Here is a 23,809-nt window from a genome sequence, read left to right as displayed (position 1 = left end):
CCCGCGACGTCCGAGCATGGTGTGCGCGATCGGCGGTTGTTCCGGGAGTTGGAGCGGCCTGGTCTGATCGTGTCGAATCTGACCCCGAACTGGTTCGCGTCGATCATGGGCACCGGGATCGTCGCCGTCGCGGCCGCATCGCTGCCGCTGCAGTTCCCCGGTGTCCGGACGGCGGCGACGATCGTGTGGGCGATCGCGGCGGCCCTCCTGGTCGCCCTCACCATCGCGACGGCCCTGCACTGGGTCCGCTACCGGAGCACCGCAGCGAAGCACCACCTCAACCCGGTCATCTCCCACTTCTACGGGGCACCGCCGATGGCGTTCCTCACCGTCGGCGCCGGCACGATCCTCCTCGGTAAGGATTGGATCGGCCTTCCCGCCGCCGTCACCGTCGACTGGGTCCTCTGGAGCATCGGTACCGTCGGCGGACTGTTCACGGCGGTCCTGGTGCCGTACCTGGCGTTCACCCGTCACGAGAACACGCCCGATTCCGCGTTTGGCGGTTGGCTGATGCCGATCGTCCCGCCGATGGTGTCCGCCTCCACCGGCGCGCTCCTGCTGCCGTACGCGCCCGCCGGGCAGGCGCGGGAGACACTGCTGTGGTCCTGCTACGGCTTCTTCGGCCTCAGCCTCATCACGTCCCTGGTCGTGATCACACTGATCTGGAACCGGCTCGCGCAGCACAAGGTCGGCGCCGCAGGCATGGTCCCGACTTTGTGGATCGTGCTCGGACCGGTCGGGCAGTCGATCACCGCAGTGAACCTCCTCGCCTCAAACGCCCCCACCGTCGTCGACGCCTCCACCGCCCACGCACTGCTGGTCGTGGCGTTGGTGTACGGGTTCGCGATGCTCGGCTTCGCGCTGCTGTGGACCGTCATCGCCCTTGCCATCACCATCCGGACCGCCCGCGAGCACCTGCCGTTCAGCCTGACGTGGTGGTCGTTCACGTTCCCCGTCGGTACCTGCGTCACCGGCCTGAACGGCCTGGCCCTGCACTCCGGACTCACTGTCGTCGCCGTGCTCGCAGTCGTCTACTACGCCGGCCTCGTCGCCGCATGGATCACCGTCGCCGTCCGCACCTTCCACGGCTCCGTCATCCGCGGCACACTCCTCGCACCACCCAAGACAGCGTGACGACCCTGGCGCGGATCAGCCTTGCGACCAGCCATAGGGCGTTACCAGGATCCATGACCGCGTCTCGGTAGCCGATGGCTGGCCGGACACCGCTGGGACCAGCTCCTACAGCGTACGTCCGGCATTGGCGGTGAGCCACGGGATCGGGTCGATGGGTGTGGTGCCGCCGGGCATGACCTGCAGGTGCAGGTGCGCACCGGTGCTCGCGCCGGTGTTGCCGACGAGGCCAACGAGCTGCCCGACGGCGACGGTGTCACCTGGGCGGAGCGGCGAGGAGCCGAAGATCATGTGCGCGTACAAGGTGGACACAAGCCGACCGTCGATCTGATGGTCGATGATGACGTACTGCCCGTACTCGGGGTGCGTTGTCGACACTCGGACAGTACCGGCAGCGACAGCTCCGATGGGGGTGCCGGCGCCGGGGGTAAGGTCCGCGCCCTGGTGAATCGACGAGCAGGTCGCACACGGGGCGCTTCGCGGGCCGAACGGTGAGCTGACGGTGATGGTTCCGGCGACGGGCCAGCGGATGTCGCCGGTGCCGGTGTTGACAATCGTGCCGCCCGTGGTCGTGGGAACGCTCTGCTTCGTCGAGGCCGGTGCGCCCCCCGTTGACGCGGCCTGCGAGGCGGGTGCGGTCTTGGTGATGACGGGCTTCGGGGCCGGCTTGGTGATCGTGTACCCGTCGCGGTCGACCGCGAGAGCCAACCCGGACGCGGTGAAGCTCTGCTCGGCGGTGGCAGGAGCGACACCGGGCACGACTGCCGCGGGGCCGGTCGTTGCCTGCGCGGGCAGCGCTGCGGCAGCGGTGAACAGCGCCATCGCGGCCGTGGCACCAGTGATCGGGACCGCGGCGAGAACGCGTGACCGCAGTGAGCGGACCGGTGTTGCGGGTGCAGTCGCGACGGTCGGCAGCGGCCGCAGTGCCGGCTGAGTAGCGGCAGTGATCGTCGCGGTTCGGGTGCGGCTGGCGGTCGGGGCTGCGGCGGCGCGTTCGGCGGCGAGGGCTTCGCGGCGCGTCCGGGGTGCGGGAGTCGTGGGGGTCTGGGGGTGCTGCTGAGGCACGGGCAGGCTCCAAGAGGGGTGGTGGCCGGCAGGCCGAAACGTGGGGTGGCCCGAACGCGGGTCGAGCGGGAAGGGGAGGGTGGGGCCGGTCGTGGGCCGCGGCAGGAAGGGGGGAGCCTGCCGCGACCCACGCCGGGGTTTAGAGGGACGCGAGCATGTCCTGCATCTGGGTGATCTGCTCGGTCTGGCTCGACACGATCGACTTCGCCATCGCGATGGCGTCGGTGTTCTTGCCCTTGTCGACTTCGGTCTTGGCCATGTCGACGGCGCCCTTGTGGTGCTGGACCATCTGCTCGAGGTAGAGCTTCGCGGCGTCCTTCGCGGACGCCTGGTCGAGGTCGCTCATGTCGGAGTCGGACATCATCCCGGACATGGAGTGCCCCATCCCGGAGTGCTCCGACTCGGTCGGCTCACCCCAGCCCTGCAGCCAGCTGGTGAGCTGCTTGATCTCCGGGGACTGCTCGGCCTTGATCTGCTTCGCGAGGGTGGTGACGTCGGTGTCGACGCCGGAGCCCTTGGCGAGGAGCATGTCGCTCATCTCGACGGCCTGCTTGTGGTGCGGCAGCATCATCTGCGCGAACATCACGTCCTGGTCGTTGTGCGCCGACGCCGCCGACGCCGCCGACGTCGACGAGGACGACGAGCCCGTGTCGGAGCCGCTGTTGCCGGTCGAACAGCCGGCGAGGGTGAGGCCGAGGGTGAGTGCAGCAGCGATTGCGAGTGTGCGCGTGGTGATGGTGTGCATGGTTGGTCCGTTCCCGTGGATGCGTCAGGTGGTCCGGGCAGGCGGACGCCTCCCGGATCTGGGCATGCGGGAGCCACCCTTCGGGGGTGGGGTCCCGCAGGGGCGGATCAGATGCGGATGATCTGCAGCGCCGTCAGCGACGGCGGTTTCGGTGCCGCGATGCGGCGCGGCAGCCGGTCGGCCAGCGCGAGCAGCCGCGCGATCAGGTGGAGGACACCGCCGGTCCGTGCACGTAGCAGCGCCCACGTGAACAGCGCGATCGTCAGCGCGCACGCCATCCCCATCAGCGAGCACATCAGCGCACACAGGCCGCTGTCGCAACCCGCGTCGGTGAGGACGGTCATCACCGCAGTCGCAGGAGCTACGTGCTCGGAGTGGCCGGCGGCCGCGACATGGCCGTGCTCGGCCGCGGCAGCGGGAGCCGCCATCGGATGCTCGTGGTCGGCGGTGTGCCCGGCCATCGTGTGCATCAGGACCGTGAACCCGACCAGCAGCAGCAATGCCAGCGTCGCCGTGGCCTGCAATAGCAGTCGGCGACGCGGGGTGGCGGTGGTGGTGAGCATCAGTCTTTCGAGCAGACGGGTGGAGTGAGCGTTTCTATGGTGCGGTACCCCGCGGGCGGCGGCAACCTGGTGTCCGGATTCACACCGAACCCGCCGCGACCGGACGAATCGGGAACACGGCGGAAGGTTCAGCGTTACAGCGCATGGTACCCCCCAGGGGTATACGTGAACTGTTGGCGTCAGCGGCGTCGGATCGGAGCAGCATGGACACGCACGAGCACCACCAGATGAGCGGGAACGAGCACGCCGGCCACGGCGGTGGTCACGGGGCGACGACGTGGTCGATGGCGGCGCAAGCGACGCTGCACTGCTTGACCGGCTGCGCAATCGGCGAGGTCCTCGGCATGGTGATCGGTACCGCTGCCGGCTTCCACAACGCCGGCACGATCGTCCTGTCGATCGTCCTCGCGTTCATCTTCGGCTACGCCCTCACCATGCGCGGCGTCATCAAGTCGGGCCTGACCCTGGGAGCCGCGTTCAAGGTCGCTCTCGCCGCGGACACCGTATCGATCGCCGTCATGGAGCTGATCGACAACACCGTCATCGTTGCGATCCCCGGTGCGATGGACGCGCAACTCAGCGACTGGCTGTTCTGGACGGCGCTGCTGTTCTCCCTCGCGATCGCGTTCGTGATCACCACGCCCGTGAACCGGTGGATGATCAGCCGCGGTCTCGGCCACGCCGTCGTCCACGGCCACCACTGACCGGTCCGCGGGTTAGCTCGATCGCGGCATGCTGTCAGGCGTGTGAGTGCTCGTGTGCGGCGTGGTCGTGGCCACCGTCGTCGGGTGCGCCCTTCATCATTCGCAGCATCGACCAGGAGCCGCTGCGGATGAACACGACGAGCAAGAACGCGGCGATCAGCAGGAACACGATGTTGAGCCAGGTCGTGTAGTTCCAGCTGATCGAGGTCGTCACGATGCTCAGATGCCGATTCGTCGGGATCAGGCTTAGCGGGGTGAACAGCAGCTCGACGGCGTAGCCGGCGAGGACCATCGCCCCGTAGAAGATCCCGGTGATGCGGAGGGCTGCCTTCCAGCCGTAGTACTTCCGGTAGATGACGATGATCGGGATGATGATCAGGTCCGCGAAGATGAAGCTGATCACCCCACCGAAGCTAATCCCGCCGTTCCACAGCACCGCGGCGAGGGGCACGTTCCCGACGGAGCAGACGAAGCTCACCATCGCCAGCACCGGGCCGATGATCGGGTCGATGATGAACGCCAACGTCGGATGCCCCTCGAAGAACACCGCCTGCAGCCACGCGTTCGGCACCCACGCGTCGAACGCGCCGGCGATGAGCAGACCGATGATGATGTCGCGGAGCACGGACGCCCAGTCCATGACGAAGTACTGCGACACGCTCGTCAGCCCAGGCTTCGAGAACAGCCGTCGCCAGAACCCCTGATCGCCCTGCACGGACATGTCCATCGCCGCGTGCCCCTCCATCGATCCGGCGAGGCCCTTGTCGGCCTGCTCACGGGCGGCGTCGAGGATCTTGCTGCGCATCCAGAGCCGGAACCCGAGGGCGATGAGGATGATCATGATCGGCCCGCCGACGAACTCTGCGATGGTGAACTGCCACCCCATCACGAACGCCAGGATCAGCCCGAGCTCGACGACGAGGTTCGTCGACGCCACCTCGAACGCCATCGCGGATGACAGGCTCGCGCCCTTCCGGAACAGGGCACGCGCGAGCGCGACCGCGGCGTAGGAGCACGACGATGACAGCGCGCCGAGCCCGGACGCGACGCTGATCGCGCGTAGCGAGTCGTCGCGCATCAGCTTGGTGATCTGGTCAGTCCGGACGACGGCCTGGATGATGCCGGACAGGGTGAAGCCGAGTACGAGGGGCCAGAGGATCTCCCACCCCATCGAGCCAGCCGCAGCCAACGCGTCACCAATCGCCTGCAGCACGAACACCGCTACCTCCTCCATCGGTGTTCGAGCTTGCTCCGCCGTAAGGAATTGGGTGTCACAGCAAGCATGTGAGGTCACACACGATAAGCCCGGGCCACTGTCTCAATAGACGGTCCTCCGGCGTACGAGTCATCGCGGTCGCACGCAGCGCTCACCATCTGTCTCACATAGGTGGTCCGCAGACAGTCGCGATGGCGGGGCGCTATCCGGACGCCCATCCGGGGGCGGGTGCTGCGTCTCCGCGCCGCTCTCGGGAGCGGGCGTCCCCCAGCAGCGCTGTGGTGCAATTTGGTGCACTACCACCTGTCCGGGAACGGCTCCGACTGGCCCGACCCGTCGGCAACTTCCCCATGAATCCGGCGATCGGGGGCGCGCCCGTGAAGGCACGAACACGCAGCGATGGGTTCAAATCCCACCGGTACCGCCATCACGAGGAGCCCCGGATCCCTGTCAAGACAGGGATCCGGGGCTTTCTTGATCGGTCGGGAACCACGATCCGATCAGCCGTGACGGAGCAGCTGCGCCCGAGCGCGTGGAGTAGCGAGGCCGAGCCACGCCCCGCCCGGATCCCGCCACCACGCGGAATGGGCGACACTCGCAGATCCGACCGCCTGACGCACTCAGCACGCTGACGTCGCGGGCATCGAAGCGTCAGCGCTCGCTGATCGGGTCCGCGTTCTCGATGCGGGCACTGGCGGTCGCCATGTGGTCGTCCATCGCACGCTGGGTGGCGCCGACGTCGCCCGCGCGGACGGCGTCGAGGATCGCCCGGTGCTCCTCGTAGGCCGCTTCGGTTGCCTGCCGGGTGCGGACGCGTCGACCGACCCAGACGCTGAGCATCGAGCGGAGGCTCTGCAGGAGGTCCGCCAGGACGTCGTTCCCTGCGGCACGTGCGAGCAGCACGTGGAACCGGACGTCGGCTTCGATGAAGGCCTGCGGGTCGTCGAGGGCGACGCGCTGCCGCTCGAGGTACTCCTGGAGCTCGTCGAGCTGCGCGGCGTCGGCCCGCTGCGCGGCGAGGATCGCTGCGGTGCGTTCGAGTGACGAGCGGACCTCGAGCAGCTCACGCGTCCGGTTCGATGCGAGCATCAGGCCCCAGGAGAGCGTGGTGGGGAGCAGGTCCGAGGTCCCGCCCTGCAGGTAGGTGCCCGAGCCTGGTCGGATCTGCACGATGCCGAGGATCTCGAGCGCCGCCAGCGCCTCGCGGACCGCTGACCGCCCGACCCCGAGCTGCTCGGCGACCACGCGTTCCGAGGGCAGGCGGGAACCGGGGGCCAGCTCGCCCGTGGTGAGCAGGGTCACGAGCTGTCGCGCGACCGCAGATGCGGGGGACCCGGCCGGGACCGACTCGAGTTCGAGTCGGATGTTGAGCGGGTCGTTCTCGCTGAACGCGGGCATGCAGCGAGCGTACCGGCGCTCGATCCACGGCCGAGCGTGTACCGCGCTCGATCCACGGCCGAGCGCGGACCGGCCCTCAGGCGATGTCCAAGCAGACCCGGCGATTGGTCAACCGGTTGACAAGTAGCTCCGCGGAGTCGAGACTGGCCTCCGCGCACCGATGCGCTGGTCCGGCCGGTCCCACGCCCGGACCTTCCCGACCCGGCGTACCGGCATCGTTGCCGAGCACCCATCCCGAGCAGGAGTCACCGTGGACATCCCCGCGACGAGAGGCATCCCCACCTCGGCTGTCGAGAAGACAGCCATCCGCAAGATCGCGATCCGCATCGTGCCCTTCGTGGCACTGATGTTCTTCATCAACTTCCTCGACCGCACCGCGATCTCGTTCGCCGCGCCGAACGGCATGGAGGCCGATCTCGGCCTCACGGCGGCGCAGTTCGGCTTCGCGTCCGGGGTGTTCTTCATCGGCTACCTCGTGCTCGAGGTCCCGTCCAACCTGGCGCTCCACAAGTTCGGCGCGCGGGTCTGGCTCGCCCGCATCATGATCACGTGGGGCATCGTCTCGCTGCTCTTCACCTGGGTGCAGAACTACCCGCAGCTCGTCGGCCTGCGCTTCCTGCTCGGCGTGGCCGAGGCCGGCTTCTTCCCGGGCGCGATCCTGTTCCTGTCGACGTGGGTCCCGGCCCGCCACCGCGGCAAGATGCTCGCGCTGTTCTACCTTGCACAGCCGCTCACCAGCGTCATCGGGTCGCCGCTCGCCGGTTGGCTGATGACCCACGAAGGTCTGCTCGGTGGCCTGGCCGGCTGGCGCTTCATGTTCCTCTGCGTCTCGATCCCCGCGATCGTCGTCGGCGTCCTGTGCCTCTTCGTCCTGAAGGACAAGCCGTCACAGGCGAAGTGGCTCGACGCCGACGAGAAGCAGTGGCTCGAGACGGCCCTCGCGAAGGAGAACGCGTCGAAGACCGCCGGTCACGGTGCGAAGGGCGGACTCAAGACCGCGTTCGGTTCCGGTCGGGTGTGGATGCTCGCCGGCGTCTACTTCGGCTTCATCTACGGCCTCTACGCGCTGAGCTTCTTCCTGCCGACCATCATCGACGGGTTCCAGGAGCAGTTCGGCACCACGTTCGACCTGTTCGAGAAGGGCCTGATCACCGCGATCCCGTACGTGCCCGCGGCCGTCGTGCTCTACTTCTGGTCCCGTGACGCGTTCCGTCGCGGGGTGCGGGTCTGGCACATCGCGCTCCCGGCGCTCGTCGGCGGACTCTCGATCCCGGTAGCGCTCTACATGAACTCGCCCGCCGCGACCGTCGCCGTCATCGCGGTCACCGCCTGCGCCATCTTCGCCGCCCTGCCGAACTTCTGGACCGTCCCGACCCAGTTCCTCTCCGGTGCGGCCGCTGCAGCGGGTGTCGCCCTCATCAACACGCTCGGCAACCTCGGCGGGTTCGCTGCGCCGTACATCACCGGTGCGGTGAGCGAGGCGACCGGTGGCTACCAGGTGCCGATGTTCATCGTCGGGTTCTTCATGCTGCTCTCGAGCCTGCTCATGGTCCTGCTCGCCCGCCACACCCGCCGGTCGGACGGTTCGCTCGCGGCACCGACGCCGGTCGCCGCGGACACCGAGGAGGTCCGGGCATGACCCGCCTGTACAACGACCCCGCGGACTTCGCCGACGAGATGGTGGACGGTTTCGTCGCCGCGAACCAGCGGTGGGTGCGCCGGGTGCACGGCGGCGTCGCCCGCTCGACCACCAGCCCGGCCGGCACCGTCGCGCTCGTGGTCGGCGGCGGCTCGGGCCACTACCCGGCGTTCGGCGGCCTCGTCGGGCACGGTCTCGCCGCCGGTGCCGCGATGGGCAACCTGTTCGCCAGCCCGTCCGCCCAGCAGGTGACGGCGGTCGCGAAGGCGTCCGAGCACGGCGGCGGCGTGCTGCTGTCCTACGGCAACTACGCCGGCGACGTCCTCAACTTCGACGCCGCGTCGCGGACGCTCACCGACGCCGGCATCGCCGTGCGGACCGTCCGCGTGACCGACGACGTGGCGTCCGCCCGAGCGGAGCGCGCGCACGAACGACGTGGCATCGCCGGTGACCTCTGCGTCTTCAAGGTCGCCGGCGCGGCGGCCGAACGGGGCGACGACCTCGACACAGTCGCGGCGATCGCGGCGCGGGCGAACGACCGTACGCGGTCCTTCGGCGTCGCGTTCTCCGGGTGCTCGCTGCCGGGCTCCGACGAGCCGCTCTTCACGGTGCCGGAGGGTCGGATGGCGATCGGCATGGGGATCCACGGGGAGCGCGGCATCGCCGAGGCCGACGTGCCCACGGCGGCCGGACTCGCCGACCTGCTCGTGGCACGACTGCTCGAGGAGCTGCCGGAGGGCGTCACCGCGGCCGGGGCACGCGTCGTGCCGGTCCTGAACGGTCTCGGCAGCGTGAAGTACGAGGAGCTCTTCGTCGTCTTCGGTGCCGTCCAGCGGCTCCTGTCCGACGCGGGTGCCGTGCTCGTCGAGCCCGAGGTCGGTGAGCTCGTCACCTCGTTCGACATGGCAGGTGTCTCGCTGACCCTGTTCTGGGTCGATGACGAACTCGAGCAGCTGTGGGCCGCCCCGGCCGACAGCCCCGCGTTCCGCAAGGGCGGCGCGGTCCCGCAGGAGTCCGTCGCCGCCGAGGTCCTCGCGCAGGGCACGGTCGTCCCGGTCACGCCGGGCTCCGAGGAGTCCCGGGTCAGCGCCGCACGCATCGCGGACGCCGTCACCGCGATCCGCCGCACGGTCGACGACCACGTCGACGAGCTCGGCCGCATCGACGCGGTCGCTGGGGACGGCGACCACGGCATCGGCATGCAGCGCGGTTCGACGGCCGCCGATCGCGCCGCGCGGGACGCCGCCGACCGCGGTGCCGGTGCCGGTTCCGTCCTGGCCGTCGCCGGGGACGCGTGGTCCGACAAGGCGGGCGGGACGTCCGGTGCGATCTGGGGCGTCGCACTGGAGGCACTCGGTCGCGTCCTCGGCAACGAGTCGCGTCCGTCGGCGGCGCAGGTCGCGGAGGCGGTGCACGCCGCCACGGAGGCCGTCCTCGCCTTCGGCGCGGTGCCCGGCGACAAGACCATGGTCGACGCTCTCGTGCCGTTCGACGAGGTCCTCACCGCCCGGACCGCCGCCGGCGACGACCTCGCGACCGCCTGGTCCGCCGCGTCCGCCGCGGCCACGACCGCCGCCGACGGCACGGCCGACCTCCTGCCGAGGATGGGCCGCGCGCGCACCCACGGCGAGGACGCGGTCGGCACCCCCGACGCCGGGGCGATCTCGTTCGGCCTCATCACGGCCGCGGTCCTCAGCACCCTCACCACGCAGAAGGAAGAGCAGCATGCCTGAGCAGCAGTTCCGCATCGTCGTCGGCTCCGACGACGCCGGCTTCGAGTACAAGGAGACGATCAAGCGCGACCTCGAGGCCGACCCGCGCGTCGTGTCCGTGGTGGACGTGGGCGTCGACGCCGACGGGCACACCGCGTACCCGCACGTCGCCGTGGACGCGGCCCGCATGGTCGCGGACGGCGAGGCCGACCGAGCGATCCTGGTGTGCGGCACCGGGCTCGGCGTCGCGATCGCCGCGAACAAGGTGCCCGGCATCCGCGCCGTGACGGCCCACGACTCGTTCTCCGTCGAGCGGTCGGTGCTGTCGAACGACGCCCAGGTGCTCTGCATGGGGCAGCGGGTCGTCGGGGTCGAGGTCGCTCGTCGGATGGCGAAGGAGTGGCTCGGCTACACGTTCGACCCGAGCTCGGCGAGTGCCGAGAAGGTCGCGGCGATCTGCTCCTACGACGGCTCCGCCCCGGTCGGGTCCGACGCCTGATGCCCGGATCCACGGCAGCTGCCCCGCTCACGATCGGGGTGTCGCTGAAGATGTACTTCGGGCACGCCCGGACACTCGCGTGGACGGCCGCCGTGGCGGACGTCGCCCGCTCCCACCCGGCCGTCCGGTCCGGCGCGGTCGAGCTCTTCGTCGTGCCGACGTTCCCGGCGCTCGTGCCGGTGCGGCAGCTGCTCGACGGCAGCCGGGTGCTGCTCGGCGCGCAGGACCTGGCATGGGCGGACGAGGGGGCCTTCACCGGCGAGGTGTCCGGGCGCGAACTGGCGGAGATCGGCGTCGACCTCGTCGAGATCGCGCACGCCGAGCGGCGCTCCCTGTTCCACGAGTCGGACGAGGACGTCGCTGGGAAGGTGCACGCCGCCCTCCGCAACCACCTGCGTCCGCTGATCTGCGTCGGTGAGGCGACCCGTGCCTCCAGTGCGGACGCCGTCCGCGACGTGACCGCGCAGCTGGACCGCTTCCTGCGGACCGCGACCGCGGACGGCCTTGCCGGTCCGGTGATCGCGGCGTACGAGCCGGTCTGGGCGATCGGTGCGGCCGAGCCCGCTCCGGACGAGCACATCGTCGCGGTGCTGGCCGGGATCGAGGCGCACCTGGCGACCAGGCCCGAGCTCGTCGGCAGCGTCGTGATCTACGGCGGCAGCGCAGGCCCCGGGCTCCTCACCCGCGGGCAGGGACGGATCGGCGGCCTCTTCCTCGGCCGCTTCGCCCACGACCCGTCCGCGGTCGCGACGATCCTCGACGAGGCACAGTCCCTGGCGGTGCACGCATGACGTCCCTGCTCGGTCTCTCGACCTACGCGTACACCTGGCGGATGTCCGACCGGGTGCCCGCGCCGATGACGCTCGACGACGTCCTCCACGACGCCGCCGCCCACGACGGCGTCGACCTGTTCCAGATCTGCGACCACCTGCCGCTCGACACCGCGTCGGACGAGCGCCTGGGGGCGGTCCGTGCCCTCGCCGACGAGCTCGGGCTGACGCTCGAGGTCGGCACCCGCGGTACGCACCCCGACCACCTCGCCCGGTACCTGCACGTCGCCGAGCGGCTCGGCGCCACGCTCGTCCGGTCGATGTGGGGCGCGGGGGACGACCTGCCCGGGCCGGACGAGACCGAGCGTCGCCTCCGTGCCGCCATGCCTGCCTACCAGGCCGCCGGCGTGACGCTCGCGCTCGAGACGTACGAGGTCGTCGCGACAGCGGACCTCGTCGACGTCGTCGCGCGGATCGGGTCGCCGGCGCTCGGCATCTGCCTCGACCCCGCGAACACCGTCGCCCGACTCGAGCACCCCGCCGAGGTCGTCGCCCTGACCGCTCCGTGGGTCCGGAACTGGCACGTGAAGGACTCCGGGTTCACCCGGTCGCCGGGCTGGGTCGGGTTCCAGTACACGGGCGTGCCGATCGGCACCGGCGTCCTCGACCACGACGCCGTCCGTGCCGCGATCGACCCGCACCGCAACGGGATCAACCGCGTGATCGAGTTCTGGCTGCCGTGGCAGGACGCCTCCCTCGGGATCGACGGCGACCCCGCACAGACCACCACCCGCACCGAGGCGGCGTGGACCGAACAGACGATCGACTACCTCAGGAGCAAGGAATCATGACCGACACCGACACCGCCACCACCACGCACACCGTCGCTGCCGGATCCGGTACGGCCGACGTCACCGTCGCCGTGATCGGTGCGGGCGGCAAGATGGGCACCCGCGTCTCGAACAACTTCGCCAAGAGCGAGTACACGACGCTCTACAGCGAGGCCTCGCCCGCCGGACAGGAGCGCATCCGCGACCTCGGCCGCACCATCACCGACAGCCTCGACGCCGCCGCGGCCGCCGACGTGGTCGTCCTCGCCGTCCCTGACGTCCTGCTCGGCAGCATCTCCGAGCAGCTCGTCCCGGTCATGAAGCCGGGTGCCACGATCCTGACGCTCGACCCGGCTGCCGCGTACGCGGGGCTGCTCGCGGAGCGCGAGGACGTGCACTACGCGGTCGCGCACCCGTGCCACCCCTCGGTGTTCCTGGAGCGCACCACCAAGGAGGAGTGGGACGACACCTTCGGTGGCATCGCCGCTCCGCAGGAGGTCATCGCGGCGTTCGACGCCTCCGAGTCCCTCGGCGACGAGGGCGACACCGCGAAGGCGATCGCCGAAGCCGTGATCACGACGATGTACGCGCCGGTCATCCAGGTGCACTGGGTCACCGTCAAGCAGCTCGCCGTCCTCGAGCCCACCCTGGTCGAGACGATCGCGTGCATGATCGGCGACTTCCTCAACGACGCCCTCGAGGAGACCGTCACCGGCGTCGGCGTCCCGCGCGAGGCCGCCCGCGCCATGCTCCACGGCCACACCTGGATCGCCCTGACGAACGGGCTCCGCGGCTCCAACCCGTTCTCGGACGCCTGCCACATCGCGATGGGGTACGGCCGCGAGAAGCTCATCAAGGAGGACTGGAAGCAGGTCTTCGACGACAGCGAGCTCGACTCGGTCATCGCCAGGATGCTGAAGATCGACGCCGTCAAGCGCTGACGCACAGGGCGTGGCGGGGGACCGTGCTGGTGCGCACGGTCCCCGTTGCTCGCCTTCCTGCTGCTCGCGGGCGATCCGGTGACGGTCGGCTGCTGCTCACCGCGCCTGCTTCCGCTGCGGAGCACCTGCCGCTGCTGCGCCTGCTCGGTGCCCTTCTCCCTCTTCGAGCCCACCTCTCGTTGTGCGACCCTCGTCCGGGGGTAGAACGGGGGTTGCACTCTGTCCGCCCGGATTGCTAGCGTGCTCGGACACGAAATCTTGGGGGATCTTCATGAACAAGCGGATCATCGCGCTCGTCGTCGCAGCGACCACTGTCGTCGGGACAGCGAGCATCATCACCATCTCGCAGCCGGGAGCAGCGCCTGCTTCCGCGGCGACCCGGTCGGTCGCAGTCGATCCTGCGCAGCAGGGTCAGGAGGTCTTCGAGTCGCTGTTCTTCCTACAGGGCGGCGACAGCACGCGTGCGCTGCTCGAGAACGCGGACGTGTCGTCCCTCACGGACGACGAGATCGAGACCGTCCTGCAGGAAGTGTCCACGCCGGAGTCCGTCGCGAAGGTGCAGCAGATCGAGGACGAACTCCTGGCCACCGACGCGGACTACTTCTCCCGACTCGGTGCGACCGTGATCGGCGGGGACCCCGTCGAGGTGCAGCAGCACCTCACCAGTGCGTACGACCAGATGCTGCAGACGCCGACGATGGCCGCCGCAGTCGAATCGCTGGAGGCCGAGACCACGCACGTGCCGGGAGAGGTGGGGACCGACTGCGGTGTCGCCGTCGTCGTCGCGCTCGGAGCCGTGATCGCCGTCACCGCGGTGGCGGCGGTGAACTACGCCCTCGCGGCCAACATCGCGTTGGGCTTCAACGTCGCTGCCGGCACGAACGTCGCCTACCAGAACAACGCGGTCAAGACGAAGTCCGCTGTCGTTGCCGGTACCAGTGACCGGTTCTCGGACGGCATCGTTGCCGCGGTGATCGAACAGTTCGGTCGCTGAGTTGCCGCTCGTGACATGGAAGCGGGGGCGTTCCGCCCCCGCTTCCCGTCTGTCCGTCCTCGTTGCCGGCATCGTCGGTCTGACCGTGGCCTTCTACGTGTTCCAAGGGGCGATCGACTTCACCCCGGCGGTCCTCCCGCCGGCCCGCAACGACGTCGTGCACGTGACGCGGCAGATCGCCCCGCAGGGGTGGGCCTTCTTCACCAAGGACGCGCAGAGCGACTACATCGTCCCCTTCGAGGTGTCGGGCGGAGCGTTGCGGGATCGATCGACCCCCGTCGGGGCGTCGGCCTCCTGGGCGCTCGGGTTCGACCGCGTCGGCCGGGCGCAGGGCGCGGAGATCGCGACGTTCCTGCAGGGCGTCGGGCAGGACGCCTGGACGAGCTGTGGTTCGCGGGACGACTGTGCAGCCGTCGCAGACGACGTCCCGCTCCGGGTCTCGAACGCCCGCAACGACGCCACCTTGTGCGGTGACCTGCTGCTCATCGCGCAGAAGCCCGTTCCGTGGGAGTGGCGCGGTCTCCAGACCGACGCCCGTCCCCGAGAGGCCATCCGTCTGGACATCGCATGCTGAACCGCATGCGTTCGTACTGGCTCAGCACGCCGCTCTCGTTGCGGGCGCCGTGGAACGTCCCCCTCGGCGTCGCTCGTGCGTTCCTCGCCCTGGGCGCCGGTCTGACGTACCTGCTGACCCCGTCCGACACCCTCTTCACCCCGGTGGACGGAGCGCTCAGCGCTCGGTGCGCCGCCAGTGTGGGGTGGATGGCATGGCCCTGCTGGCTGCCCGAGGACCACGTCGCCGGCGCGCAGGTCGTCGCGGGCTTGCTCTGCCTCGTCATCGCCACGGGCCTGTTCCCGGCGGTCGCCGCCGTGCCGACGGCCTTCCTGCTGCTTGCTCTCCCGTTGACGAGCGCGGCGCCGGACGGGGGTGACCAACTCGCCGGCATCCTGGGCGTGCTGTTGCTGCCGGTGGGTCTCACCGACTGGAGGCGACACTCGTGGACCGTCGAACAGCCCGACGCGGTGTTCCGGCAGCGGGTGTTCACGGCCGATGTCGGGATCGCATTCATCAAGGTGCAGGTCTCCGTCGTGTACCTCGTCGCGTGTCTCGGCAAGCTCGGGAGCCCGGAGTGGGCGAACGGCACCGCGCTCTACTACTGGGTCCGCAACAACGTCTTCGGTGCTCCGTGGATCTTCCGACCGGCAGCTGAGTGGGTCACGTCGCAGCCGCCGCTCGTCGCTGCTCTCTCGTGGGGGACCCTGGTGCTCGAGTTCAGCCTCGCCATCGCGGTGTTCCTGCCCGTCCGGTTCCGGCTCCGCGTCCTCCTGCCGGTCGCCCTGCTGTTCCACGTCGGCATCTGGCTCGTCCTGGGCGTGTCCAGCTTCGCGTTCGTGATGTTCGCCGCGCTGCTGCTGCTCGTCATCCCTGTCGGCTGGTCGCCGACGAGACCTCCCGCGGCGCAGCCCGCCCGAACCGAGAAGGAAGTGGTCGCATGACGGACCGACTGAACGGCCCTGCGTGGATGAAGGTGCTCGGCGTGTTCCTCCTCGTGAGCTTCGGGGGCATGATCGCCCTCGCGGTCGTCCTGACCAGGGAGATCGGTGTCGCTCCCGCCACGCTCACGATGCTGCCGTCCGTCCTGGTGCTCGCCGTGGGACTCCTCCTGGTGACGGCATCCGTCCGGGTGGAGGTGGACGACCACATCGAGTTGCGCTTCGTGCCGATCTGGCGGCGACGAATCGACTACCGCGACGTGGCGACCGTCGAGATCGCGGATCAGACCTGGTACCGGTTCGGCGGCGTCGGGCTGCGGTGGAAGGGCGATGCGACCGGCTTGATCCTCGGGAACCGGCCCGCCGTGGTGCTCCGTACCCGTGACGAGCACGAGTACGTGGTGCAGTGCCGTGATCCTGCCCGTGTCGCCGAATCCGTGCGCGCCCGGATGGGAGCACGGTGACCGGGGCCACATCGCCCGCCCCCTCTGGGACATCGACGCCCTTCACGAGCGTCCCGCGGCTCGACGTGCTGGTCTTCGTGATCGTCGCCTCGGGCCTCGCGTGGCTCGTCGCGATCCCACTGTGGCGCACCGACGCGGGACTCGCGTCGCCCGTCGCCGGACTGATCCTGCCGGTGATGATGTTCACGCCCTGCGTCGCGACGCTCGCGGTCCTCTTCACCCGCCCGCGACTCGGGGCGCGTGCGGCGACACGACTGCTCGGCCTGTGGCCGCTCAGGCCGCTGAAGCGGACGATCGCCTTCACCGCCCTGGCCGTGGTGGCCATGCCCGTCCTCGTCGGCACCGGCATCCTGTTCGCAGCTGCGCTCGGCTTCGTCGATCTCGACGTACTCCACCTGTCGGGGTTCCGTTCCGCGCTCGAAGCAGCGTCCGGTCGCGAACTGCCCGTGCCCGTGTGGACCGTCGCCGCGGTGCAACTCCTGACGATCCCGCTGGGCGCCGCGGTCAACGGAGTCCTCGCGTTCGGGGAGGAGGTCGGATGGCGTGGTTGGCTCCTGCCCGCGCTCCTCCCGATGGGGAAGTGGCCCGCGCTGCTCCTCACCGGAGTGCTGTGGGGTGCGTGGCACAGCCCGATCATCCTGCTCGGCTACGACTTCGACGAGCCGAACCTCGGCGGCGTCGGGCTGATGATCGTCGCGACTGCGCTGCTCGGGGTGATCTTCGGCTGGCTCCGGCTCGCGAGCGGATCGCTCTGGCCCGCCGTCCTCGCTCACGGCGCGCTGAACGCCGTGGGCGGTCTCGTCAACGTGTTCGTCGCGGAGGGGCAACCTGTGGAGGCGGCGCTCGCCGGACCGCTCGGTGTCGGTTCCTGGATCGCGATGACCCTCGCCGTCGTCGTCCTCGTGCTCACACGACAGCTCCCCCTGTCGCTCACTGTGGGCGGGCGGCCCTCACGCCGATGAGCGTCCCCGGTCATCCGCCCGGGGTCGACCGGACGCGGCCCCCTTCCGCCGCACCCGCCCCGCCGACCGCGGCGGGTGCTGCCGCAGGTGCCCGCTGATCCGCCCGAGGACGTCCCCCAGCTGCGCGGCGTCGTCGTCGCTGATGTGCGCGAACAGCAGTCCGTGCACCGTCGCGATGTGCCCGGGCAGCACGGTGGCGAGCGCGTCGCGCCCGGCGTCGGTGAGGGAGACCACGGTGCTCCGGTCGTCGTCGGGTGACGGTCCCCGCGTGACGAGCCCGCGCTGCTCGAGCACCTGTGCCTGGTAGGTGAGCCCGCTGCGGCTGTAGACGACCCCGTCCGCCAGGTCCGTCATCCGCAGCCGCCCGTCCGGCGCATCGCCCAGCCGGGCGAGCAGCTGGAACTGCACGTAGCTGAGTTCGCCGGCGTCGCGGAGCTGCTGCTCGACGGCCGGGCGCAGCAGGGCCGCGACCTCGGTGAACGACAGGTACGCGCCGAGCTGGGTCGGGGTGAGTGCCGACGGGGGAGAGACCATGACCCGATCCTACCTGTTGCTTCGAACTCGAAGCAGGTGTACGGTCGACCCAGTGCTTCGAATTCGAAGCAAACAATGAAGGGGAACATCATGAACGAGGACACCATGCAGGCAGTGCGGTTCCACGAGGTCGGCGGTCCGGAGGTCCTGCGGATCGAGGACGTCGAGCGCCCGGTTCCGGGCACGGGCGAGGTGCTGGTGCAGGTCACCGCCTCCGCCTACAACGCCGCCGACAACGGCATGCGCGGCGGGTTCCTGCCGATCCCGGTCCAGCTGCCGCACGTGCCCGGCTACGACGTCTCCGGCACGGTCGCCGCGCTGGGCGAGGGCGTCGACGGCCTCGCCGTGGGCGACGCGGTGGTCGGGTTCCTGCCGATGGAACGCGACGGCGGTGCCGCCGAGTACGTCGTCACACCCGCGGAGGCACTGGTCGCCGCCCCGACGAGCGTTCCGCTGGCGGACGCCGCGGCACTCCCGTCGGTGGCGCTGACGGCATGGCAGGCACTGTTCGACGAGGGTCGCCTCGAGGCGGGCCAGCGCGTGCTGATCAACGGCGCCGGTGGCGTGGTCGGGAAGTACGCGATCCAGCTCGCCGTCCGTGCCGGTGTGCACGTGGTCGCCACCGCGAGCCCGCGGAGCGCCGACGCGGTCCGCGCCGCGGGGGCCCAGCAGGTGATCGACCACACCACGACCGACGTCTTGGCGGCGGTCGACGAGCCGGTCGACGTGCTGCTGAACCTCGCGCCGATCGAGCCGGAGCAGTTCCGGGCGCTCGTCGCCGCCGTGCGTGACGGCGGGGTCGTGGTGAGCACCACGGCGTTCATGGCGACGCCGGACGACGAGTCCCGGGGCGTCCGCGCCGCGACGGTGTTCGTCCTGCCGGACCGCGGGCGCCTGGCCGAGCTCGTCGCGCTCGTCGACGCCGGGCGGCTGACGGTCGAGGTCACCCGGCGCATCCGGCTCGAGGACCTCCCGGCGCTGCACGCCGAGGGCGCGGCCGGGCGGATCGCCGGCAAGGTCGTCGTCACCGTCTGAGGGAGGACGACCGCCGGCCGGTCAGCCGATGAAGGACGCCGCGTCGACCGCGTACTCGCCCGTGACGTACGGGGTGAGGTCGACCACCCGGTCGTCGAGGCGGAAGACGTACCGGCCGACCTGCTCGACCACGGCGCTCCGGCCGAGCCAGTCCGCGGCCTCGGAGCGCTCCTCCGGTCGGAGCCAGTCGACGGGGTCGGACGTCGACCGGAACCCGAGGACCGCCGCGGTGTCCTGCAGCGCCCGACGCTCGTCCGGACCGAGCAGGTTCCGCGCACTGCGGAAGTAGACCGAGTCGGGGTCCACCTCGTACAGCCGCCGCATCCACACCCGGTTGACCGAGGACACCAGCGCGTTGCGGGCGCCCTCGCCGGAGGGGTCGCCCACCCGCTCGGCGTTGTCCCAGAACGGCGCGACGTCCGGTCCGACACGGGCTCCGTCGAACACCCCGACCGAGGGGATCATCGGGACCCCGCACCCGAGCAGGTAGACGTCGTCGCCGACGGTGGCTCGGATGTGCTCGATCGCCTGCCGGTAGGCCTGTTCGCGGGGCAGGTCGACGTGTCGGTGCCCGGCGATCGCCCCGGCGTACATGAAGTCGAGCTTCAGGTAGCTGTAGCCGTCCGCGGTGATCCGGTCGAACACCCCGCGGAGGTGGTCGGTCACCTCCGGGTTCGTCGTGTCGAGCGAGTGGTAGTGCGACCCCCAGTTGTGCCCGGTGACGAGCGGACGGCCGTCGTCACCCGCGACGAGCAGGTCGGGGCGCTCGGTGGCGATCGTCGAGCCGGGCAGGGCGATCAGCGGCGCGAGCCAGATGCCCGGACGGAAGCCGTGGCGCGCGATGGTCCGTGCGGTCGCCGCCATCCCGCTCGGGAAGTCGGGCCCCGCCGTCCAGTCGCCGACGATGGGCTCCCACCCGTCGTCCATCTGGAAGACGTCGACCGGGTAGCCCTCGAGGTCGGCGGCCGCCCGCGCGATCCGGTCCTCGGTGATGTCCTCGTAGTACGAGTACCAGCTGCTCCACACGGTGCCGGCGCGGGCCGTCCGGCGACCGAGCCGCTCGGTGACCCGGTCGGCGTACGCGGCGAAGACGTCCTGCTCGGCGCCGTACGCGACGAACCACTCCGCGTCGTCCTGCTCGCTCGACGCCCACAGGACGTTGCCGTCGGCGCCGACCCGCGGGGTGCCGAGCCCGAGCGCCCCGACGAGGAGGGTGCCGCCGTCCGGACCGGTCACCGCACCCACCGCGCTGCCGGAGTGCGCGTGCGGTGTCTCGTTCGCGGCGTCGTCGGCGGTCAGCAGGCGTTCGGGGCTGTCCTTGATCCCGATGGTGTCGCCGTCGACCCGCGTCCACCCGCTCGGGCTCCACGAGTTCCAGCCGTGCCGGTAGAACTCGGCGCGGTGCCCGAAGGGGTGGAGCAGCGCGACGGGGCCCGCCGGGACGAGCCACCCGTCCGCCGTCCGGCGCGGTGGTCCGGAGACGTTCGCGGGCAGCCGGAGGCCGTCGAACTCGAACATGTGCTGCACGGGTGGTCTCCTCGTGGTGTCGGTGCGTGGTGTCGATGCCTGGTGTCGGTGCGTGGTGTCAGCGGGCGGCGCGGGAGCTGGCGGGGACCGTCTCCGCGGTGAACCGCTCGGGGATCGGTGCCCCGGCCCGGCGCATCGCGACCAGGACGCTGCCGACGGTCGGATCGTGTCGGGGTTCGACGAGCTCGAGGGTCGTGTCCTCGGCGAGCAGTGCGGTGGCGAACGCCTCGCGGAACCGCGGCGCCCGGAAGAGCCCGCCGGAGTACGACACGGGGACCGGCTCGTCGGCGGGGAAGCCGAGCGCGCGGACCGTCGTGCCGACCAGGGTCGTGAGCTCCGCGGCGGCGCGGCGCAGGACGTCGGCAGCAGCGTCGTCGCCGGCGTCGGCGGCTGCGACGACCACCTTCGCCAGGTCGGCGACGGTGCCGCGGTCCGCGCCCCACTCGTCCATGACGACGCCGATCAGGTCGAGGTCCTCGGTCACCCCGACCCGCTCGCGCACGAGTGCGTGCAGCGGACCCCGGGGGAGTCGGCCGTCCGCCATCCGCGAGAAGGCGTTGAGCCCCTGGACGGCGACCCAGTACGCGGACCCCTCGTCGCCGAACACCTCGCTCCAGCCGCCGACGCGGTGCGCGGTGCCGCCGCGCTCGCCGTAGGCCATCGACCCGGTGCCGGCGATCACGTTGACGCCGTCGCGGCCGGCCAGCGATCCGGCCCAGCCGCCGACCATGTCGTTGCCGCAGGAGTACCGGTCGTGTCCGAGCACGTCGGCGGGGAGGGCGTCGAGCACGGGGGTGTCACGACTCGACTCCCCGTGACCGGGGATGCCGAAGTGCGCGAACGTGATGTCCGCCGGGGCGATGCCGGCCGCCGACGTCACCGCGTCGACGCCCGCACGGACGACGTCGCCGACGAGACCGGTCCCCGCGTCGAACCAGGAGGAGGCCGGCTGCCGCGACTCGGCGAGCGTGGTGCCCTCGCCGTCGGTGAGCAGGAACGCGGTCTTGGTGCCGCCGCCGTCCATGCCGAGGAAGACGGTCATGCCCGTGCAGCTCCCGCGCGGTGGTCGTGGATGGTCACGCCCTGGACGACGCGGTTGACCGTGCCGCCCGGGAACGGGTTGTCCGGCGTGCACCCGTGCGCGACGGACGTGGCGAGGGCGAGGAGCTGGGCGAAGCCGACCAGGGCGACGCTGCGGAACGCGTCGTCGAGGCCCGCCAGGTCGTCGAGCGGGAAGGAACGCTCGTCGTCCGCGTCCCCGCCGACCGAGACGACCCGGACGGCTCCGTCCGCGCGGAGCTCCCGGAGGATGTCCGCGTCGTACCGCGCCGTGTACGGGTCCGACGAGCCGTAGACGACCACCAGGGTGTGCGCACCCGCGACGGCCTTCGGGCCGTGCCGGAAGCCGAGCGGGGTGTCGAAGAACGACACGACCCCGCCGGCGGTGAGCTCGAGCAGCTTCAGCGCCGACTCGCGTGCCAGGCCCTGCAGCGCTCCGCTGCCCAGGTACACGACGCGTTCGGTGCCCTCCGCGAGCGAGGCGATCCGTGCCTCCAGGCCGGCGATCGTCCGTGCCGCCGCGACCAGCGCGCCGGTACCGGCCACGAGCTCCGGCCGGAAGGCCAGGAGGACGGCGAGGAGCATCGTGGAGAAGCTGGACGTCATCGCGAAGCCGGTGTCGTTCGTCTCGGCCGGCATGTCGAGGACGAAGGACCGGTCCTGCCCGCGGTGCTCGCGGGCGAGGGCGCCCGTGGGGTCGCAGGTGACGACCAGGTGGTGCGCACCGGGCGCGACGTCGTCGACGACGCGGGTCGCTGCGACGCTCTCCGGACTGTTGCCCGAGCGGGCGAACGAGACCAGGAGCACCCGGCCGGGGTCGCCGAGCGAGCCGTGCGGGTCGGCGACGATGTCGGTCGTGGCGATCGACTCGACGCGACGGCCGAGGTGGCGGCGCAGGTCGACGCTCGCGATGTCCCCGACGAAGGCCGAGGTGCCGGCCCCGGTGAGCACGATGCGCAGGTCCTCGTCGGCGAGCAGCGGCTGCAGGAAGGCGTCGAGCGCGGCACGGCGGTCGTCGAGCGACGCGACGAGGCGCTGCCAGCTGTCGGGCTGCTGCAGGATCTCGCGGTGGGTCGCGGTCTCGTCGGCGCGGACGGGGGCGGTGGTGGTCACAGGGACTCCTTGCTGGTGGTGGTGGTGACCGTACCGGTGGCCTGCGCGCGCGGGGCGACGGCGGCGGCGTACGGACGCAGGACGTCGCGGACGCGGTCGAGCACGATGTCCTCGGCACGGTTCGGCAGCAGGCCCTCGCGGACCCGCTCGTACTGCACGGGCAGGTACTGGCTCAGCAGCGGGAGCGGGATGCCGACCGCGTCGAGGCTGCGGACGAGCGCCTCGGTCGCGGCGGTGATCTCCGGGTCCGGCCAGTAGTAGCGCATGCGGTCGCTGTAGCTGTAGGTGCGGGCGATGCGCTGCTCGTGCGCGTCGCCCTCGTAGTAGCGCTCCCAGCGGTCCGGCTCCGCGAGCATCCGACGCTCGACGACGCCGCGCAGGTCGACCGCGCTGCCGTCCGGGACGAGTTCGGACTCGACGGCGTCGAGGGCGAACAGCGCCTCGCGGAGCCCGAAGGTCAGGCCGGGGCCGACCTTGAGCACCGCCCAGTGGTCGTCGACCAGGGCACGGAGCGCCTCGGGCGTCTGGTAGTCGGTCGAGTGGGCCTCGTACACGAGTCCGGGCGTCGCCTCGATGACCTCCTGCAGCGCGGTCGTGGCTTCGGGCACGTAGTCGATGACCTGCAGGTGGTCGAACTCCACCGCGGGCTGCACGACGAGCGCGACGACGCGTGGCCACACGTCGGCGAGGCCGGCGCGCTCGAACGCCGCACGGTGCACGTCGAGCGTCCCGACCGCGGCCGTCGCCGGGGTCGGCTCGAGGTCGTGCAGCGTCTCCTTCGCCCCGCCGGGGGTCGGGACCTCGGTGCCGATGACGTAGACGATGCCGTCGCGGTCGATCCCGGCGTCGGTGGCGGCGGACTCCGCGGCGGCGAGCAGCACGGCGGCCCGCTCGGCGACGACCGCGTCGGTCAGCGGGGCGACCTCGCCCTGCAGCGGCATGCTGCAGTCGAGGTGGATCTTCGTGTAGCCGGCGGTGACGTAGGCGCGGACGAGGTCGACGGCGAGCGGCATCGCCTCGGCGGCCGGGCGGTCCTGCCACGTGTTCGGGCCGAGGTGGTCGCCGCCGAGGACGAGCCGGTCGGCCGGGAAGCCCTCGGCCTCGGCGAGGTCGAGCACCGCGGCCCGGAAGTCCGCGGGGGTCATGCCGGTGTACCCGCCGAACTGGTCGACCTGGTTCGAGGTCGCCTCGATGAGCAGGGGGGCGTCGTCCTCGAGTGCCTGGCGCATCGAGGCCCGCAGGACGTACGGGTTCGCCGAGCAGACCGAGTACATGCCCTCACCGGATCCGGCACGGTGGCGAGCGACGAGCGCAGTGATGGGGTTCACGTGGTTCTCCTGGTGCGTGCGCCGCGGTCGGCGGCGCTGCCGACGCGGCACCGTCCGGCGCCGCGTCCGGACCCAGTGTCGGCAAC

24 protein-coding genes are annotated in these 23,809 nt (G+C 70.9%); 14 read left to right on the top strand and 10 right to left on the bottom strand.

Going from position 1 to position 23,809, the window contains the following annotated elements:
- Positions 1-69: 69 nt before the first annotated feature.
- Positions 70-1,134 carry a TDT family transporter gene (locus JOD95_RS08530; RefSeq protein WP_232750747.1) on the top strand — a complete coding sequence of 355 codons (1,065 nt, stop codon included), beginning with the start codon at positions 70-72 and terminating at the stop codon, positions 1,132-1,134.
- A gap of 105 nt (positions 1,135-1,239) precedes the next feature.
- Here the strand turns inward: JOD95_RS08530 and JOD95_RS08525 are convergent, their stop codons facing one another.
- The 3 genes from JOD95_RS08525 to JOD95_RS08515 form a co-directional block, all read right to left on the bottom strand.
- Positions 1,240-1,953 carry a M23 family metallopeptidase gene (locus JOD95_RS08525; protein ID WP_066651477.1) on the bottom strand — a complete coding sequence of 238 codons (714 nt, stop codon included), beginning with the start codon at positions 1,951-1,953 and terminating at the stop codon, positions 1,240-1,242.
- Positions 1,954-2,335: 382 nt separating this feature from the next.
- Positions 2,336-2,941: a DUF305 domain-containing protein gene (locus JOD95_RS08520; RefSeq protein ID WP_209684576.1), complete on the bottom strand. Its 606-nt coding sequence runs from the start codon at positions 2,939-2,941 to the stop codon at positions 2,336-2,338.
- A 107-nt stretch (positions 2,942-3,048) separates the two neighbouring features.
- Positions 3,049-3,504 carry a hypothetical protein gene (locus JOD95_RS08515; protein WP_066651479.1) on the bottom strand — a complete coding sequence of 152 codons (456 nt, stop codon included), beginning with the start codon at positions 3,502-3,504 and terminating at the stop codon, positions 3,049-3,051.
- A 203-nt stretch (positions 3,505-3,707) separates the two neighbouring features.
- On the opposite strand from JOD95_RS08515, the gene JOD95_RS08510 reads away from it, so the two are divergent.
- Complete coding sequence (locus JOD95_RS08510) at positions 3,708-4,208, top strand: DUF4396 domain-containing protein (RefSeq protein ID WP_066651481.1); 501 nt, start codon at positions 3,708-3,710, stop codon at positions 4,206-4,208.
- Positions 4,209-4,242: 34 nt separating this feature from the next.
- On the opposite strand, the gene JOD95_RS08505 is transcribed toward JOD95_RS08510, so the two are convergent.
- Positions 4,243-5,442 carry a permease gene (locus JOD95_RS08505; protein ID WP_209684574.1) on the bottom strand — a complete coding sequence of 400 codons (1,200 nt, stop codon included), beginning with the start codon at positions 5,440-5,442 and terminating at the stop codon, positions 4,243-4,245.
- Positions 5,443-6,075: 633 nt separating this feature from the next.
- Complete coding sequence (locus tag JOD95_RS08500) at positions 6,076-6,822, bottom strand: FadR/GntR family transcriptional regulator (RefSeq protein ID WP_209684572.1); 747 nt, start codon at positions 6,820-6,822, stop codon at positions 6,076-6,078.
- 250 nt (positions 6,823-7,072) lie between these two features.
- On the opposite strand from JOD95_RS08500, the gene JOD95_RS08495 reads away from it, so the two are divergent.
- The 11 genes from JOD95_RS08495 (at position 7,073) to JOD95_RS16685 (ending at position 17,127) form a co-directional block, all read left to right on the top strand.
- A complete protein-coding gene (locus JOD95_RS08495; protein ID WP_209684570.1) occupies positions 7,073-8,461 on the top strand; it encodes an MFS transporter in 1,389 nt (462 codons plus the stop codon).
- Entirely contained in the window at positions 8,458-10,194 is a 1,737-nt protein-coding gene (locus JOD95_RS08490; RefSeq protein WP_209684568.1) for a dihydroxyacetone kinase family protein, read from the top strand. Before JOD95_RS08495 ends, JOD95_RS08490 begins: the two co-directional genes overlap by 4 nt.
- Positions 10,187-10,672, top strand: a complete 486-nt coding sequence (locus JOD95_RS08485) for a ribose-5-phosphate isomerase (RefSeq protein WP_209684566.1) — start codon at positions 10,187-10,189, stop codon at positions 10,670-10,672. The genes JOD95_RS08490 and JOD95_RS08485 overlap by 8 nt, the downstream gene beginning before the upstream one ends.
- Positions 10,672-11,463, top strand: coding sequence for a triose-phosphate isomerase family protein (locus tag JOD95_RS08480; RefSeq protein ID WP_209684564.1), 792 nt, complete (start codon positions 10,672-10,674; stop codon positions 11,461-11,463). The genes JOD95_RS08485 and JOD95_RS08480 overlap by 1 nt, the downstream gene beginning before the upstream one ends.
- The gene (locus JOD95_RS08475) at positions 11,460-12,293 is read left to right on the top strand and encodes a sugar phosphate isomerase/epimerase (protein ID WP_209684562.1); all 834 of its coding nucleotides are present in this window, start codon (positions 11,460-11,462) and stop codon (positions 12,291-12,293) included. Before JOD95_RS08480 ends, JOD95_RS08475 begins: the two co-directional genes overlap by 4 nt.
- Positions 12,290-13,213, top strand: a complete 924-nt coding sequence (locus JOD95_RS08470; protein ID WP_374191729.1) for a phosphogluconate dehydrogenase C-terminal domain-containing protein — start codon at positions 12,290-12,292, stop codon at positions 13,211-13,213. The genes JOD95_RS08475 and JOD95_RS08470 overlap by 4 nt, the downstream gene beginning before the upstream one ends.
- Before the next feature lie 271 nt (positions 13,214-13,484).
- Positions 13,485-14,207 carry a hypothetical protein gene (locus JOD95_RS08465; RefSeq protein ID WP_209684560.1) on the top strand — a complete coding sequence of 241 codons (723 nt, stop codon included), beginning with the start codon at positions 13,485-13,487 and terminating at the stop codon, positions 14,205-14,207.
- A gap of 10 nt (positions 14,208-14,217) precedes the next feature.
- Positions 14,218-14,781 (top strand): SdpA family antimicrobial peptide system protein, encoded by a 564-nt coding sequence (locus tag JOD95_RS08460; protein WP_209684558.1) that lies wholly within the window; start codon positions 14,218-14,220, stop codon positions 14,779-14,781.
- Positions 14,782-14,786: 5 nt separating this feature from the next.
- Positions 14,787-15,704, top strand: a complete 918-nt coding sequence (locus JOD95_RS08455; protein ID WP_209684556.1) for an HTTM domain-containing protein — start codon at positions 14,787-14,789, stop codon at positions 15,702-15,704.
- A complete protein-coding gene (locus JOD95_RS08450; protein ID WP_209684554.1) occupies positions 15,701-16,165 on the top strand; it encodes a hypothetical protein in 465 nt (154 codons plus the stop codon). Before JOD95_RS08455 ends, JOD95_RS08450 begins: the two co-directional genes overlap by 4 nt.
- Positions 16,162-17,127, top strand: a complete 966-nt coding sequence (locus JOD95_RS16685) for a CPBP family intramembrane glutamic endopeptidase (RefSeq protein ID WP_209684552.1) — start codon at positions 16,162-16,164, stop codon at positions 17,125-17,127. Before JOD95_RS08450 ends, JOD95_RS16685 begins: the two co-directional genes overlap by 4 nt.
- Here the strand turns inward: JOD95_RS16685 and JOD95_RS08440 are convergent.
- On the bottom strand, positions 17,116-17,661 hold the full coding sequence (locus JOD95_RS08440) for a MarR family winged helix-turn-helix transcriptional regulator (RefSeq protein ID WP_209684550.1): 546 nt from the start codon (positions 17,659-17,661) through the stop codon (positions 17,116-17,118). The genes JOD95_RS16685 and JOD95_RS08440 overlap by 12 nt on opposite strands.
- 105 nt (positions 17,662-17,766) lie before the next feature.
- Here JOD95_RS08440 and JOD95_RS08435 point away from each other — a divergent pair, with 105 nt between their 5' ends.
- Positions 17,767-18,696, top strand: a complete 930-nt coding sequence (locus JOD95_RS08435) for an NADP-dependent oxidoreductase (protein ID WP_209684920.1) — start codon at positions 17,767-17,769, stop codon at positions 18,694-18,696.
- Positions 18,697-18,717: 21 nt separating this feature from the next.
- Here the strand turns inward: JOD95_RS08435 and JOD95_RS08430 are convergent, their stop codons facing one another.
- The 4 genes from JOD95_RS08430 to JOD95_RS08415 all read right to left on the bottom strand — a co-directional run bounded on the left by JOD95_RS08430 (position 18,718) and on the right by JOD95_RS08415 (position 23,723).
- Positions 18,718-20,214, bottom strand: a complete 1,497-nt coding sequence (locus JOD95_RS08430; protein WP_245172060.1) for a glycoside hydrolase family 36 protein — start codon at positions 20,212-20,214, stop codon at positions 18,718-18,720.
- Positions 20,215-20,281: 67 nt separating this feature from the next.
- Complete coding sequence (locus JOD95_RS08425; RefSeq protein WP_209684548.1) at positions 20,282-21,265, bottom strand: N-acetylglucosamine kinase; 984 nt, start codon at positions 21,263-21,265, stop codon at positions 20,282-20,284.
- Positions 21,262-22,395 (bottom strand): SIS domain-containing protein, encoded by a 1,134-nt coding sequence (locus JOD95_RS08420; RefSeq protein WP_209684547.1) that lies wholly within the window; start codon positions 22,393-22,395, stop codon positions 21,262-21,264. Before JOD95_RS08420 ends, JOD95_RS08425 begins: the two co-directional genes overlap by 4 nt.
- Positions 22,392-23,723 carry a D-tagatose-bisphosphate aldolase, class II, non-catalytic subunit gene (locus JOD95_RS08415; RefSeq protein ID WP_251154275.1) on the bottom strand — a complete coding sequence of 444 codons (1,332 nt, stop codon included), beginning with the start codon at positions 23,721-23,723 and terminating at the stop codon, positions 22,392-22,394. The genes JOD95_RS08420 and JOD95_RS08415 overlap by 4 nt, the downstream gene beginning before the upstream one ends.
- Between the last annotated feature and the right edge of the window lie 86 nt (positions 23,724-23,809).

The sequence above is a fragment of the Curtobacterium sp. 1310 genome, from assembly GCF_017834105.1.
Lineage (GTDB): Bacteria > Actinomycetota > Actinomycetes > Actinomycetales > Microbacteriaceae > Curtobacterium.
This window is presented reverse-complemented; position numbering and strand designations above follow the sequence as displayed.